Below are 15,885 nucleotides of genomic sequence, written 5' to 3' on the forward strand. Positions count from 1 at the left end.
GAAACAGTCTTCCGCCGAGCCCTCTTTTCGTATGGGCCTGGGTACTTAGACGCCCTGGTAGCTCGCGACCGCGGCGGAGATGACGGAAAGCTCGTCGGCTTCCAGTTCGATCGAGCCGGCGCCGCAGTTATCGATCGCCTGCTGCGGGTTCCGGGCGCCGCACAGCACGTGCGAGCAACCTCGCTGGGCCAGCGTCCAGGCCATCGTCAGTTGGGCCAGGCTTACTCCCCGGCGCTCCGCGATCGGACGCATCGGCTCGAGCATGGCGTTCGCCTTCTGCACGTTCTCGGCGGCGAAGCGGGGCTTGTAGCGTCGCAGGTCGTCCTCCGGGTACTCGCGATTCGGGTCGATCTTGCCGGTCAGCAGGCCCTGCGCGAGCGGGCTGTAAGCGAGAAACGCGATGTTCTCGTCCGCGCACTTCGGTAGGTTCGTCGATTCCATCTGCCGATCGAGCATGGAGTACTTCTCCTGATCGGCGTCGACCTGACCGACCTTCGCGTACTCGTCGATCTGTTCAGGCCTGGCGTTGGAGACGCCGATCGCGCGGATTTTGCCCTCCCGCTTGAGCCCTTCGAGCGCGCCCATCTTTTCGGCGATCGGAACCGAGTCGTCCTGCCAGTGGGTCTGGTAGAGGTCGATGACGTCGACCTGCAGGCGCTTCAGGCTGCGTTCGACCTCTTCGCGGATGCCGTCGGCGCCGCCGTAGATGAAGACCTCGAAGCTGTCCTCGCCCGACTGACCGGGTTGATCGATGATCTTTTCGCTGGTCGTGAACTTCTTGCCCGCCCGGCGAAGCTGCTCGGGCGAAAGGTCCCAGCGCATGACGCACTTCGTCGCGACGAGGACCTGATCGCGTCGGTCCCTGATCGCCTTGCCGACGATTTCCTCGCTCCGTCCGAAGCCGTAGATCGGCGCCGTGTCGATCAGGTTGCCGCCCGCGTCGAGGAAGGCATGGATCGCGCGGATCGATTCCTGTTCGTCGGTTCCTCCCCAGGTCCAACCTCCGATGGCCCAGGCGCCGAAGCCGATAACCGAAGCCTGGATGCCGGACTTTCCGAGCGGTCGCATTTTCATCGCGGAGACGTTCCCTTCGCTGTCGTAACCGGTCGTGCGTCGGCCCGACATTCGGCGACGCGATTCGAGGCGGCAGTTTAACGGACGGTCGTCGTTCGAGGGGCCCGGCAACGTAGCGGCTGGCGGACTGCTTGTCCGTCGTCCGCTGAACTTCAACTGCTCCTCCGGGCGCCACTGGCTTTGCCAGCGCTTTTCCGGAGGCCGGATCGCTCGTGTTGGATGGTCATTCGAGCTTCGGCACTGGCGGAGCCAGTGGCACCCGAAACTCTTCGTTCAACCGAACAGTCACCGAGAGACGCACCGCTATGGTCCTTCGGGAACTTCGCCGCCGCTGCGCGACGCGAGGGCCTGCCAGGTGGCGAGATCGACTTGCTCGCTCTGAAAGGCGACCGAGCCGTCGCAGCGGAGGAGCAGCGCTCCGCCGGGGTGGGCGCTGCGCGCTGCCATCCGCCCCTTCTGCTGGCGCATGTCCATGCAGTCCCACTCCGCGGAGTTCGGCGGAGCGGAATGGTTGTAGAGCGTGTTGCCGTAGTTGCCGAGAATCCACTTGCCGCCCCGTTCGACGAACCAGTCGCCGGCGGCAGAGGCGCCGCACGCCGCGTCGTTCGGATCGGTTCCGAACGGCAGCTCTCTGACCGCCCGTTCCGAGGCCGGACTCGGGACGGAGGCAGGCGGAGCGCCTTCGCCGAGCGGACGCTCGCTGAAGGCGGCCGTGTTCGACGTGCCGTCTGTGACGGAGGCGAATCGCGTCTTGGAGTCGAGGTAAAAGACGCCGTCCGCGGATGTGAGACTGCCGCCGTCGCGCGTGCCGGTTCCCGCACAGGCGGCGTAGTTCGTGGCGCCGTAGAGACTGCCGGGGACGCGGTCGCCCGTCGGATCGCTCGGACAAAGAAGCGTTTCGATGCCAAGGATCGCGGCGTCGTAGTTCGCGTCGCCGGAATAAGTCGTGCTGCCGACGCTGAAGGTGGTGGGCGCGGAGTCGAGATCGAGCCGATCGGCGACCTGGTTCTGCTCCAGATAGGGGAGCAGGTAGGCATGTGCGGAGAAGACCTTCGGCAGCGGCGCGCCGCGACCGGGCGGAAGTCGCTTGCGGGCGCTTTCGAAGTTGTGGAGCGCCAGCCCGATCTGCCGCAGGTTGTTGCCGCACGACGAACGCCGCGACGCCTCGCGGGCCATTTGCACCGCGGGCAGCAGCAACGCCGCCAGCGCTCCGATGATCGCGATCACGACCAGCAGTTCGACGAGCGTGAACGCTCCTCGCGAATGTTCGACCCTGCGCATGCCGCTCCTGCTTCCTTCGATCCGATTCCGGCCCTTCGCCGTCTTCTCCGTCGACAAGCCGTTAAGCAGGATTGGCGATTCCCGGCGTTCGTCGAGCCGACGGCGGCGGAATTGGGGGCAAGTCTCCCCCTCGGAAAGGCGGCGTTCAGGAGAATTTCCGGCGCCGGCCAGAGGGAATCTCCTGGTAACGCGGGCGTTTCGATTGTGCTCGGACGGGCAGCGCCGGAAGATAGGCGGTGCGCTGGGCCGGGATCGATGCTGCGTCCTTTCGGACGCGGGCGTTTCGGCGGCGTTCGCCGATGCACGGCGGGTTGCGCATGGACTCCCTGGACGAATCGACCATCGCGCCTCCTCGAGCCTATGCCTCACCCGGCGACGCTCCTGAGCGAAGCGAGAGCGTGGGTCTGGAGGACGTGCTCATCACGTCGGAACTGGCTGGTCGCAGCATGCGACCGCGCAGCTTCGATGCGGAGAACCGGGCGCTGATCGCGCTGGCGGAAGAACTGGCCCTGCGTCCTGAGAATCTGCTCTGCAAGCTCGCGCAAACCATTCTCGAACTCTGCGACGGCGGTTCGGCTGGCGTCGCGATTCTCGAATCGGACGATTCGGGACATCGCAACTTTCGCCTGGGAGCGGTCGCCGGTCGCTGGGCCGGTAGCCTCGATCGCTGCTTCCCCGCCGACGCCTGCCCTTCGTGCGTCGCGCTCGCCCGCGGCGCCACGCAGTTGTTCGACCGACCGGGGCGGCATTTCCCTGGTTTGGACGGCGAAGGCGCCGCGATCTACGAGTGCCTGGTCACTCCCATCCTGTTCGAGGGGAAGGCCATCGGCACGCTCTGGGCGATGGCCCACTCGCGGGAACGGCGCTTCGACGCCGAGGATGGCCGCCTGCTCGAAAGCCTGTCCCGATTCGCGGCTGCCGGTTATCGCACGACCGCCTCTCTGAATGAGGCGACCGCAGCGCGGGACGAATCGCAGCGCCGGATCGAGGAACTCGACGCCGCGCATCGGGCGCTGCGGGGGAGCGAGCAGCGACTCGCCCTGCTCGCCAGCGCGGTGCCGACGCTGATCGCCACGCTCGATCGCGACGAAATCTTTCGCTTCTGCAATCGCGCCTACTGCGAATGGATCCGCCTGCCTCAGGATCGGATCGTCGGACGGCACGCTCGCGACGTACTGGGCGAGGAGGCTTATCGGGCGATCGCCGTTTCGCTGGAATCGGCCCTCGCCGGACGGGCGGTCGACTGCGAAGAGAAGCTGCGACTCCCCAGCGAAGAGCGGAAGTACCTCCTTGCTGCGTACATTCCCGAACGCGACGCCGCGGGCGAGGTCGTCGGCGTCTACCTGGCCGCGAGCGACATCACCGACCGGCGTCGCGCCGAAGAGCGGCTGCTCGCCAGCGAGCGTAACTTCCGCGCGATGTTCGAACTCGCCGGATCGGGCAAAGCGCAGGCCGATCCGAAGTCGCACCGCTTCACTCGCGTCAATCGCAAGTTCTGCGAGATCACGGGCTATCACGAGCGCGAACTGCTGCGGATGACCTGGGCCGATCTGACCCATCCGGACGACGTCGGCGACGACTGGCCCCAGATCCAGGCGGTCCTGAACGGCGAGCAGGCGAGCTGGACGCGGGAGAAGCGCTACCTCCGTAAGGACGGACGCATCGTCTGGGTCATGGTCTCGGGGAGCGTCATCCGCGACGCCGCGGGCAATCTGACCAGCATGGTCGCGACCATCACCGACGTCACGAGCCGCCGCACGGCGGAGGACGCCGTGCGCGCGAGCGAAGCCAGGTACCGCGCGATCGTCGAGAGCCAGTCGGAGATGATCTGCCGCTTTCGAACGTCGGGCGAGATCCTCTTCGTCAACGCCGCGTACGCGCGGACGCGTGGGTCGACGCCGGATCAGTTGCTGCACGCGAATTTCTGGGACTTCGTCGACGAGGAGGATCGCCCTGCCGTCCTCGCGAACTTGGGAACGCTCGGCCCCCAGACGCCGTCCTGCCGGATCGAAAATCGGTTTGTCACGTCCGACGGACCGCGGTGGACGCTCTGGACGAATCACGCGATCGCGTTCGACGAAGCGGGCCTGCCGACCGAGGTGCAGTCGACCGGCATCGACGTGACTGAGCTCCGCGAGGCGCAGGATGCTCTCAAGACCGCGGACCGGCGCAAGGACGAATTCCTCGCCATGCTCGGTCACGAGCTGCGCAACCCGCTCGCTCCGATCCGCAGCGGTCTGCAACTGCTGACGCTCGACACGACCATCGCGCCGGAACGCGACGAAACGCTCTCCGTCATGAGCGGACAGGTCGACCACCTCGTCCGGCTGGTCGACGATCTGCTGGACGTGTCGCGAATCGTGCGCGGCCGGATCGCTCTCAAGCGCTGTCCCGTCGATCTTCGCGACGTCGTGCTCCGTGCACGGGAGGTCGTCGCCGGCGACGTGGCGAGCCGCGATCAGATCCTCCGGATCGATTTGCCGGAACATCCGCTCTGGGCGGACGGCGATCCCGTGCGGCTCGCCCAGGTGCTGGAGAATCTGCTCGTCAACGCGTCGAAGTACAACGTCCGAGGCGGACGAATCGAGGTTTCGGCCCGTCGCGACGGCGCCTCGATTACGATCGGGGTGCGCGACACGGGCATCGGCATCGACCCCGAGCTGCTGCCGACGCTTTTCGAATTGTTCACGCAGGCCGGTCGTTCGATCGATCGGGCCGAAGGGGGCCTGGGGCTGGGACTGGCCCTGGTGCAGAATCTGGTCCATCTCCATGGAGGGACGGTGAGCGCTCACAGCGACGGTCACGACTTAGGAAGCGAATTCACGGTGCAGTTGCCTTCCATCGAAGCTCCGACGCGAATGGAACAAGAACCCACTCCGGCCGGCCCGCCCCGCGGTCGCCGCATGCTGCTGGTGGACGACAACGCGGCCGCGCTGTTCGTCCTGTCGAAACTGATCGCCAAACTGGGCAGCCACGAAGTCGCGACCGCCGCCGACGGTCCCGCGGCGATCGCGCAGGCGAAGGCGGTCCGGCCGGAGATCGTGCTCCTCGATATCGGCCTGCCCGGGATGGACGGCCTGGAGGTCGCGCGACGAATGCGGGCCGATCCTGATCTGGCGGGCACGAAGCTGATCGCGCTGACCGGATACGGCCAGGACGAAGACCGCCGCATGTCGCAGGAAGCCGGCTTCGATCGGCACCTCGTGAAGCCGGTCTCGATCGACGACTTGCGCGGTCTGCTCGCGGAGTAGGTCGCGTACGTCGACGGGCGATTCGACGAATCTGTCGGAACGTTCGAGAGCCATGCCCACGTCGCGCAAGCAGCGTGGGCATGTTCGGTTCGCGCGGCCCCTTTTCATGCCCGCCCTTCCGGAGATGTGGGCATGGTCCTCCGAGAGTTCGGGGCGGCTGTCTGAACGCCCGTGAGGTCCGGCGCTGGCGCTTCTGGCGCAAGCTTTGCTAGCTACGCGTGGGGCAGGATGGTCGGTTCGACGCAGGAGGCGTGCGCCCGCTTCCGAAGCGTCCCTCATGCCCAGTCATGCCGCCTGGAAAGGCTACGTCCGCGTCAGCCTGGTCTCGATCCCCGTCGCGGCGTTCACCGCCGCGAGCCGTCACACGTCGCGCGGGATCGAACTGAACCAGTTGCATGCGACCTGCAAGAGCCGAATTCGCTACCAGAAGGTCTGTCCGATCCACGGCGAAGTTTCGTCGGACGAGATCGTCTCCGGCTACGAATACGCCGAGGGGCAGTACGCCGTGATCGACAAGGCGGAGATCGACGAGATCCGCCTGCCGGGCGACAAGTCGCTCGCCGTCGACGCGTTCGTGCCCGGCGATTCGATCGACCCCGTCTATCTGGCCGGCCAGACGTACTACCTGACGCCGGACGGACCGGTCGGCGAGAAGCCCTACGCGCTGTTCCGCGACGCGCTCGAAGAGGAGTCGCTGCACGCGGTCGGGAAGGTGGTGATCTCCCGTCGCGAACGCCTGGTTCGCCTGCGCGCGTCGGGACCGCTGCTCGCGATGGACGTGCTGCAATTCGAGGCCGAAACGAAGCCGCGCTCCGCCTTCGAAGACGAAGCCCCCGCCGCTTCCGCCGCCGCTCATGAAAAGAAGCTGACCCGGTCGCTCCTGGAGGCGATGACCGTCGAGGCGTTCGATCCCTCGCAGTACAAGGACGACTACGTCGAGCGGATGACCGAACTGATCCAGGCGAAGGTCGAAGGGCACGAGCTGGTCACTCCGCCGCCTGAGGTAGAGCCGAACGTCATCAACCTGATGGACGCCCTGCGCGAGAGCGTCAAACGCATCTCCAAGCCCGGCGCCGCGGCGGCGAAGAAGGCCGCTCCGAAGAAGGTCGCTCCGAAGAAGTCTGCATCCAAGAAAGCCGCTTCCAAGCCTGCGGCGGAGAAGCGCGCGACTCCCGCGAAGAAGGCCGCCTCGGCGAAGAAGCCCGCGCGGCCTGCCGCCGCGAGCGTGGCCAGCCGCGGCGCCGCGAAGGCGAAGAAGAAGACGGCGAAGCGGAAGTCGGGTTGAGACCGTTCGAGCAGGGAGGTCCGAGCATGAGCGCGGAATCGAAGCCGCGAAAACTGCCCCTCGCCGGCGAACGGGTCGCGTTCGTGGGCAAGCTCGCGTCGCTGTCGCGAGCCGAGGCGAAGCGACTGGTCGCCGAAGCGGGCGGACAGACCTGCCGGCGGTCGGACGGTCGGGCCTCGCTGATCGTGATCGGGCAAGGCAGCTGCCCCATCTCGCGGACCGGTCGCCTGCCCCTTCCGCTTTCGCGAATGGGCGTCGAGCGTACGGGGGGGTCGAATCCCCGCGTCGTGCGGGAGGAGGACTGGCTCGCTCTGCTCGGTCTGTCCGAACGGAGCGAAGCGATCCGCACGCGGTATTCCCTTTCGGAGATCGCCGAGCGGACGAAGATTTCCGCCGAGCGCATTCGCCGCTGGATTCGCGCAGGACTGCTCGCGCCGGTCGAGACCGTCCGCGGGGTCGACCTGTTCGACTTTCCGCAGATCGCGGCCGTCCGTCGGCTGGACGACCTGGTCCGTGCGGGCGTCGACGCGAAGCGACTCAAGCGGACGCTGTCGCGGTTGCGGCGCTGGCTGCCCGAGGCCGAGCGGTCGCTCGTGCGGCTGGACCTGCTCGACCGGCGGATGACGCTCCGCGACGACCGCGGCGAACTGATGGATATCGACGGCCAGCGCCTGTTCGACTTCGCGGAAGAGGAACAGACCGCTCCGCGCCGCCTGTCGATCGTGGCGTTCGCCGAGCAGCGCGAGAACGCCGATCGACGCGAAGCGCCGGGCGATCACGCTGCTCCCGACATCGAGCGGGAGTTCGAACGGGCCTGCCGACTGGAATCGCAAGGCGATCACGAGGCCGCGGAGGGGGCTTATCAGGAGTGGCTTGAAAAGTACGGTCCCGACCCGGACGTCTGCTTCAACCTGGCGAACGTGATCCGCGCGCTTGGCCGGCTGGAGGGAGCGATCGAACGGTATCGCCAGGCGATCGAGCTCGATCCGGAACATGCCGCCGCGTGGCTCAACCTCGGCATCGCACTCGCCGATGCCGGTCGCTGCCAGGCGTCGGTCGCCGCCGCGAAGCGAGCCGTCGCGCTCGACCCCGACAACGCGGCAGCCCTCTACAGCCTGGCTGACGCTCTGGACGAAACCGAGTGTGCGTCCGAAGCAGGCGAATGCTGGCGAGCCTATCTCCGCCTCGACGACGCCAGCGAGTTCGCCGACCACGCGCGGCAGCGGCTGGAAGAGCTCGGTCCAAATTCGTAGGTCAGGCACCGCCTGACGGCTACTTCGACGGTGGTCGCGTCTCTGTGCCATGCCCACATCTCCGAAGGAAGGGTGGGCATGTAAAGGGCCGGCCGAACCCAACATGCCCACCCTGCTGCGCGATGTGGGCATGGCACACATGACAACTGAAGACTTGTCCGACCAGCAGGTCAGGCATTGTCTGACGGCTACTTCGACGGTCGTCGTCCCTCGATCGCCGCTTTGTCTTTTCGCCGCGTTAGCTCACGCTCGATCCGTTCAGCGATAGCCGTCAGGCAATGCCTGACCTACGAAAGGGCTGCCGTTACGGCTTCGCGTCGACCTGCTTCAGCATGGCGGCGGTCAGCGACTGCCGCGTCTGGAGCAGCTCCTCCCACGGATCTCGCTTCAGCGTCGAGAGCCGGTCGGCGATGTTGCCGAGATGGAAGCTGTCGGACTTGACGCCCTGGCCCAGTTCCTCCCAGGCGATCGGCGTCGAGACCGGGGCCCCGGGCTTCGATCGCGTGGAGTAAGGGGCGATGAACGTGGCGCCGCGATCGTTCCGCAGGTAGTCGAGGAAGATCTTCCCCGTGCGGCCCGCCTTCGACATCTTGGTCGTGAAGGCGCTGGGCGCATCGTCGCGGACGCGCTCGCAGAGCGCCTTGGCGAAGGCCTTCACGTCGTCCCAGCCGCGACGACGATCGAGCGGCACGACGACGTGCAGCCCCTTGCCCCCCGTGGTCTTGAGAAAGCTCGCGAGCCCCAGGTCGGAGAGCCGCTGCCGGAAGTCGCGAGCCGCTTCGGCGACGCGCGGCCAGGCGACGGACGGATCGGGATCGAGATCGAACACGACCCGGTCGGGCCGTTCGAGATCGTCGATCCGGCAGCCCCAGATATGAATCTCCAGCACGCCGATCTGCACCAGCGAGAGAATCCCCGCCAGGTTCTTCGCGGCGAGATAAGGTTCCTCGCCTTCCTTGATGTCGATTCGCACGAGCGCGTCAGGCACCGCCGCGCCGGCGTGCTTCTGGAAGAAGCACTTCGCTCCCGCCCCTTGCGGACAACGGACCAGGCTGAGCGGACGGTTCATGACGTGCGGCAGGATCCAGTCGGCGACCTCGACGTAGTACTTCGCGAGGGCGAACTTCGTGATCCCCTGCTCCGGATAGAGCACGCGGTCGGGATTCGTGAAGGTCACGCCTTCGAGTTCGGCGACGTCGTCGTCAGTCATGGCCCGGCGCCTCTTTCCGTGGACTTCGGATTCGTCGGATGCCGAAAAGGTCGACGCCGACTTCTTCCGCTTCGGACCCTTTCGCTTTTCGGCCGCGACGACGTGCTTCGCCCGTTCGAAGGTGACGCTCTCCGCGGGCTTGTCTTCGCGGAGGCCCTGGAAGGAGGGATGTCGCAGCAGGCCGTCGGTCGTGCGGTTGGAGTACTCCACCTGCACGACGAGCTCGGGTCGCACCCAGACCGTCTGCTCCTTCACCGGGTTGCGGTCGAGGTTCGCGAACGGACTCGCCTCCGTCTGCCGCGCCATGAGTCGCTCCCGCAGGTCGTCGAGCGCCGCCTGATCGAAGCCGGTGCCGACCTTGCCGGAATAGATCAGGTCGCCGTTCTCGTCGTGGGACCCGACGAGGATCGCTTTCAAGCCCCGGCGGACGGCGGTCGACTGGGAGAAGCCGCCGATGACGAACTCCTCCCGCCGCGAATGCTTGATCTTGAGCCAGTCGCCGACGCGTCCGCCGCGGTAAGGCGCGTCGGGTCGCTTGCTGATCGCCCCTTCGAGTCCCAGCCGCTTCGCGCTCTCGACGAAAGCGGCTCCGTCGCCGACGACATGCTCCACGTACTGCACGCGTGACGTTTTTTGCCTTGCGAGGACCTGTTCGAGCGCTTGCTTCCGATCGACCAGCGCCGCGCCGCGAAGGTCGAAGCCGTTCAGGTAGAGCAGGTCGAACGCGAAGAAGACGAGGTTCTTCGAGTTCTTCTCCCGGAGCGCCGCCTGCAACATTTCGAACCGGCTGGCGCCCTGCTCGTCGAGCGCGACCGCCTCGCCGTCGAGAATCGCCGATTCGACGTTCAGTTCGCCGAGCGCCGTCGCCAACTCGCGAAAGCGCGCGGTCCAGTCCAGGCCGTTTCGCGTGACGAGCTTCGTCGACCCGTCTTGCACGTACGCGATCAGTCGATATCCGTCGAACTTGATCTCGTACAGCCGCTCCGGATCGGCGGGGACATTATCGACCAGCGTCGCCAGTTGGGGCTCGACCCCTTTGAGGAACGGCGCCTTCTTCGCTTGGGGGATCGCCGCTTCCTCGTCGCTGCGTGAACGGGACGACTTCTTCGCCGGCGTCGCCTTGGCGGGGGACGTGGATTTCGTCTTCTTCTTCGCGGTCTTCTTTTTCGTCGCGGGTTCCGACTGCTCGTCGCGTTTCGATTTCCAGACCCGACCAGGCGAGGCGGCGGTTTCGTCGATCGTGCGACCTGAAAGAACGCTCTCCGGACGATCGTCGAGGACGTCGTATTCAGAGAGGGGCCGAACTTCGTCGTCCTTTTCCTTGATGAGCAGCCAGTTGTTTCCGTCGCCGCCGCGGGAACGCATCCGCACCAGCGTCCATCCGCCGCGAAGCTTCTCCCCGTCGAGTTCGAACTTCAGCTTGCCCGCCGCCAGGGATTCATGCGGATCGCCGAGGGGGGTCCACGTTCCGCGGTCCCAGACGATGACCGTGCCGCTTCCGTACTGGCCGGGCGGAATGATCCCCTCGAAGCCGGCGTAGTCGAGCGGGTGGTCCTCGACCTCGACCGCCAGGCGCTTCTCCCGCGGGTCGAACGACGGCCCCCTCGGCACGGCCCAGCTCTTCAGCGTTCCGTCCAGTTCCAGGCGGAAGTCGTAATGCAGCCGGCTGGCGTCATGTTTCTGAACGACGAAGGAAAGCGCCTTCGCCCCACGCTTCTTCGCGGCTTTCTTCCTGGCGGCCTTCTTCTTCGTCGACTTCGCCGTGTCGGCAGAGCCGGTCGGCTCGGGCGTCTGGTCGAAGCGACGCTTCCGGCGGTATTCCTCGAGGGGAGCCATCGCGAGACCCTCAGGTCAGCTGATTCAGAGTTGCCGGGGAATTATGGCAGGCAGCCGAGTTTCGACGAGTCGCCTGCGATCGTCCCGGGCGACGTAAACTTGGGCGATCCTGCTCCGACACGACGAAGCGCCGATGGCGGAAACGCCCGATCAAGATAAGCCCTCCGCCGGTTCCTTCTCGCTTCGTTCGGTCGCGGGCGTGACGGCGTTGTCGTTCGCGCAGCTCGCGCTGTTGTTCGTGCTGCAACTGGTTCTCGCCCATGCGTTCGGGGCGTCGCTCGACCTGGACGCCTACCTCGCCGCGTACGCGATTCCGCTGACGATCGGCGGAATTATTTCCGGCGCGGCGACGAGCGTCTTCGTTCCGCTCTACCATCGCCGCAAGTCGGAAAGCGGGACCGCTGCGGCGGAGAGCGAAGTCGCCTGCGTCCTGTTTTCGCTCGCGATCGTATCGACGCTCTTCGCCGCAGGCATCGCGCTCGGGGCGGAGGAGATCTGCCGGTTGCTGTATGCCGAGCTTGTCGAGGCGGATGTCGTGACGCTGCTGGCGATCCTCGCGTGGCTCATTCCGCTGAGCGTGCTGACCGGCGCCTACTACGGGATCGAGCACGCGCGCGGAAACTTTCTTTATCCCGCGGCATGGGGCGTCGTCGGGCCGGTCGCGACGATCGTCGGTTTTCTCGCCCTGTCGGATCGGTCGGTCGAAGCCCTCGCGTGGGCGACGCTCGCGGGCGCAGCCGTCGGACTGGTCGGGCTCGCGGCGAAGACGCCTTCGCCGCGCGGCTTGGCGTTCGCCGGTTCCTGGACGGCGCTCGTGCCGTTTCTCGCGATGGGCGCGCCGCTGCTGCTCGGACACGCGGTCTCGCGCCTGGATCTGATCATCGATCGTCCGCTCGCCGCGGCGCTTCCCGAAGGGAGCATCTCCCATCTGGGCTATGCCTGGCGGATCGTTCTGGCGGCGGCGACGATCGCGACGACGGGTCTTTCGGTCGTGATCTTCCCGGCCCTCGCGCGTCGCGCGGCCGCGCGGGAGATGGACAAGCTCGGACGCGATCTGGCGGAAGGATGGCGCTTCCTCGTCGTGGCGCTGATTCCGATCGTCCTCGGAATCGGAGTCTGCGGCGAATCGATCATCGCCGCCTGCTTCGAACGGGGCGAGTTCTCTTCGCACGATACGGAGCGCGTCGCGACGCTGCTGAATCTTTACCTGGGCGCCCTGATCGCGGCGGTCGTCGGCGAGTTGGGCGCGAAGACCTTCCTCGCGTTCGGCAGGACGTGGCTGCCCACGGCGATCGGCGTGTCGGGCTTCGCGCTGGGAGTCGGGCTGAAGTTCGCGCTCGTCGATCGCTTCGGCGCGAATGGTATCGCCGCGGCGACGTCGGCCTACATGCTGCTCAACGCGAGCGTCCTGCTCGTCGCGGTCGCGCTGCTCCGGCTGCCCGGTTCAGCGCGGGGGCTGATCGCGACGATCGTCCGATCAGGAATCGCCGCGGCGCTGAGCGTCGGCGCGGCGTACGTCGTGATGCAGCACGGATCGATCGCGAGCGTCGTCGCCGGGCTGTTCGTCGCGGTCGCTGCGTACGTCGCCCTGCTCTACGGCCTGGGCGACGAGTTCGTCAGGCGAGGCGTCGCGGCGGCAGCTTCCGCGACACGACGGACTTCGTGAGCGGCTCCGCGTCAACTGAGTTGGACGATCGAAACAGCTTCGGCACTGGCGGAGCCAGTGGCACCCGGAACTCTTCGATCAACCTTACAGAGAACGATCGACGGGCCGCTAGTTTCGGCTGAAGCCGAGGACGGAGGGTTCGGCGCCGAGGGGCGACTTGCGGTACTTCTCGTAGCACTCTTCGCACAGTTCGTACGTCGCTTCGAGCGGTTCGTAGTCGGTGACGAGCCCCCCGGCAGTCGACTCGATCGCGTCGAGCTCTTCCACCACTTCCATCAGATGATCGCGGTCGTCGTCGGACGCGAGGACGTTCGCGTGCGGCAGCGCCTCGATCCGGAGCGCGTACCAGACCTCGTTCTCCGTTTCGATTTCCCGCCGACAGCGGTCGCACTCATGACGCATCATCTGACGTTCCTTCAGGACGAGAACGACGGGAGGAGACCATCGGTTCGATTCCGCGAAATATTCGCGAGTCGCGTCGACGTCTCCTCGCATGTCCGCGCTTGATCGCTTCGCGCACGGACGTCGGTCGATGACTTCATCCTAACGTCGCTCGATTCGGAGCGGCAACGGGATAAGCGGACGAATGTGGACGCTCGAAAATTCGCTTTCGCGTTTTTCGTCGCGCGCTCTTGACGAAGCCTCTGCCGGTCGGGCGATATCGAACGAAGCGAGCCTCGCTCGAAGCGAGTGACGCCGCGCTGTCAGCGACTGATGTAGGGCTGGCGCCCTCGCCTGCAATGAGGCTGGTACACGATTCTGGCAGGCGAGGGCGCCAGCCCTACAAGAGCCGGAGCTTCGAGACTTACCTGTCGAACGAAGCGAGCCGCGCTTGAAACAAGCGCGGCTCGCGATCGATCGTGTTCAGTTCCGCTCGACTTCAGCGAGCGGGGCTCGACGTCAGCGCGGCGTGACCGGCAACCGCGCTCGCAGGTCGCCTCCGACGGGCAGCTCCGCCGAAGCCTGGCGAACGCCCGACTGCGAAGTCCCTTCGAGGAAGTTGTCGATCTGCGACGACTCCTTCAGCCGGTCGAACGTCTTTTCCATCTCCACGCGGAGCTTCTTCTCATGGATGTCCTTGTAGAGTTCGTCTCGGACCGAGGCGAACTCGGTCACGACCGGCTCGGTGCGACCCGTGCATCGCAGCACGAGGAACTTGTCGCCGACGGCGATCACGCCGGAGAGTTCGCCCTTCTGCAGTCGGAACGCTTCGGTCTCCAGTTCCGGACGTCCGCCGAACTGCTGGATCGGCGGGATCTTTCCGCGATTAGCGCGGGAGACGGGCTCGACGGAGTACTGGTACGCCAGTTCGCCGAAGAACTCGTCGGTCGGGTTCTGACGGGCCATCTCCCAGCACTTGGCCGCCTGACGCTGATTGGTGCAGACGATGGCGAGCGCCTCGACGCGCTGTCCGAAGTTGGCCTCGAAGCCCTTCTGCAGATCGTCTTCGGTCACGACCACTTCGGAGTCGACGAGCTTCTTGAGCGCGACCGAGGGCCAGACCGCGTCGCGAACGTAAAGCTCGATCGTCGAGGCGTCGTCCTTGGTGACGTACTTCAGCCAGGCGTCGATGTCGGGCGTGCCGTCCGGCTTGGAGTAGCCGTAGAGTTCCGCGGCGCGGGCGATCTCTTCGTCGAGATCGGCCTCTTCGACCTTCGCGTCGCGCTTCCGCATCTCCTGTTCCAGGATCAGGCGATGCACCTCGCCGGTGAGAACGTCCGAAGCATGACGCTCCAGGCATTCGTTCGAGAGCTGCTCGATCGTGACGGGGACGCCGTTGACCGACGCGGCGACGCCGGGCATCGACTGCCGCAGGGCGTCGTCGTTGTAGACGTTCTTGATTTCGGATTCGTTCTGCAGCTTCTCGAACAGGTTGGCCGCGACGTCGCGCATCTTCCGGTCGCGGAGCTGCTCGACGATCTGCGCCTCGGCGTGGGCCTTATGTTCTTCCGGCAGGAAGACCGGGCCTTCGTGCTGCACGCACTTGAAGATGAAGTGCTGACCCGCGGCGGAGACCACGGGCGAAATCTCGCCTTCCTTCAGGCCGAACACGACGCGTTCGATCTCGGCGTCGCCCATGTGCTTCCGGACGGGCGGAATCCAGCCGCGACCGCTCGCGCTCGTGCGGTCCTCGCTGTAGTCCTTCGCGAGGGTGCCGAATTCGTCCGGGTTCGCGACGGCCTGCTCGCGGAGCTGGGCCAGTCGCTGCGGATCCTTGCCGGAGATCATCTGCACGCGGACCTTGGGACCGAATTCGGTCTCCATCTGTTCGGCGATGTCCTGCGGCGAGACTTCGATCTGGTTAGCCGCGACCTTGCGGAGCGCGAGCATCGGCCAGACGATTTCGTTCATGTACTTCGAGGGGGGAATGTCCCGCTCGATTTCGAGCATCTGCAGGTAGCGTTCCCGCGACAGGCCGAATCGCTGTGCGATGCGATCGACTTCGTCGTGGACGTCTTGTTCGGTGACCACGACGCCGGCGCGCTCGCAGGCGGTCAGGATCAGACGCTTGTTGATCAGGTTCTGAAGCACCTCTTCGCCGTAGCGGCGGAGGCATTCTTTGGCGAGCTGATCGCGGGAGATGGTCTCGGCGTTGACGACGGCCATGACCTTCATCTCGCTGAGCTTCGGCTTGCGCGCCTTGGCGCTCGCGGGGGTCTTCTCCGCCACGGTGACGGAGACGCCGGGAGCGGCAGGCCGCGTCGCCGCCTTCGGCGGACCAGTCTGCGCCTTCGCCGGACCGGTCTGCGCCTGGACCGCTTCGCCGGCGAAGGCGCCAGCCAGCGCGATCGCGGCTGACTTCAGGAACAATCCGGACGCCAGCGCGGCGCGGCGGTTCGCGAGAAACTTCGACATCGTTCGTCGCTCCTTCAACCTTCTCGTCGCTCTTCGTGAGCGTCGACCTGGGCAGTGACTTCCGGAGCGATCGGACCGGAACGCACGCGAAAGTCGCGAAGCGCACGCCGATCGCCGGACGGTTGCGCGGGAGAATACGGGGAGCGGTCGCCAGGCGTCAAGGCGAATCGGCC

9 protein-coding genes are annotated in these 15,885 nt (G+C 66.1%); 4 read left to right on the forward strand and 5 right to left on the reverse strand.

Translation table 11 applies throughout. From position 1 onward, the window contains the following. Positions 1 to 45: 45 nt before the first annotated feature. Together SH602x_RS02850 and SH602x_RS02855 are read right to left on the reverse strand one after the other, a co-directional pair. Entirely contained in the window at positions 46 to 1,125 is a 1,080-nt protein-coding gene (locus SH602x_RS02850) for an aldo/keto reductase (protein ID WP_479475365.1), read from the reverse strand. A 252-nt stretch (positions 1,126 to 1,377) separates the two neighbouring features. Further along, complete coding sequence (locus SH602x_RS02855; RefSeq protein ID WP_479475366.1) at positions 1,378 to 2,355, reverse strand: DUF1559 domain-containing protein; 978 nt, start codon at positions 2,353 to 2,355, stop codon at positions 1,378 to 1,380. A 317-nt stretch (positions 2,356 to 2,672) separates the two neighbouring features. Here SH602x_RS02855 and SH602x_RS02860 point away from each other — a divergent pair, with 317 nt between their 5' ends. From SH602x_RS02860 to SH602x_RS02870, 3 genes are all read left to right on the forward strand, one after another. Then, positions 2,673 to 5,606 carry a PAS domain S-box protein gene (locus SH602x_RS02860; protein WP_479475367.1) on the forward strand — a complete coding sequence of 978 codons (2,934 nt, stop codon included), beginning with the start codon at positions 2,673 to 2,675 and terminating at the stop codon, positions 5,604 to 5,606. Positions 5,607 to 5,883: 277 nt separating this feature from the next. Continuing rightward, complete coding sequence (ku, locus tag SH602x_RS02865; RefSeq protein WP_479475368.1) at positions 5,884 to 6,891, forward strand: non-homologous end joining protein Ku; 1,008 nt, start codon at positions 5,884 to 5,886, stop codon at positions 6,889 to 6,891. Between the two features lie 26 nt (positions 6,892 to 6,917). Then, positions 6,918 to 8,144, forward strand: coding sequence for a tetratricopeptide repeat protein (locus tag SH602x_RS02870; RefSeq protein ID WP_479475369.1), 1,227 nt, complete (start codon positions 6,918 to 6,920; stop codon positions 8,142 to 8,144). A gap of 304 nt (positions 8,145 to 8,448) precedes the next feature. Here SH602x_RS02870 and ligD read toward each other — a convergent pair whose 3' ends face one another. Beyond that, on the reverse strand, positions 8,449 to 11,190 hold the full coding sequence (ligD, locus tag SH602x_RS02875; RefSeq protein ID WP_479475370.1) for a DNA ligase D: 2,742 nt from the start codon (positions 11,188 to 11,190) through the stop codon (positions 8,449 to 8,451). A 133-nt stretch (positions 11,191 to 11,323) separates the two neighbouring features. On the opposite strand from ligD, the gene murJ reads away from it, so the two are divergent. Then, positions 11,324 to 12,856 (forward strand): murein biosynthesis integral membrane protein MurJ, encoded by a 1,533-nt coding sequence (murJ, locus tag SH602x_RS02880; RefSeq protein ID WP_479475371.1) that lies wholly within the window; start codon positions 11,324 to 11,326, stop codon positions 12,854 to 12,856. 108 nt (positions 12,857 to 12,964) lie between these two features. On the opposite strand, the gene SH602x_RS02885 is transcribed toward murJ, so the two are convergent. Both SH602x_RS02885 and SH602x_RS02890 read right to left on the reverse strand, forming a co-directional pair. Further along, complete coding sequence (locus SH602x_RS02885; RefSeq protein WP_479475372.1) at positions 12,965 to 13,261, reverse strand: hypothetical protein; 297 nt, start codon at positions 13,259 to 13,261, stop codon at positions 12,965 to 12,967. A 495-nt stretch (positions 13,262 to 13,756) separates the two neighbouring features. Continuing rightward, positions 13,757 to 15,712: a peptidylprolyl isomerase gene (locus tag SH602x_RS02890; protein ID WP_479475373.1), complete on the reverse strand. Its 1,956-nt coding sequence runs from the start codon at positions 15,710 to 15,712 to the stop codon at positions 13,757 to 13,759. Positions 15,713 to 15,885: the final 173 nt, after the last annotated feature.

Source organism: Lignipirellula cremea (assembly GCF_056501455.1).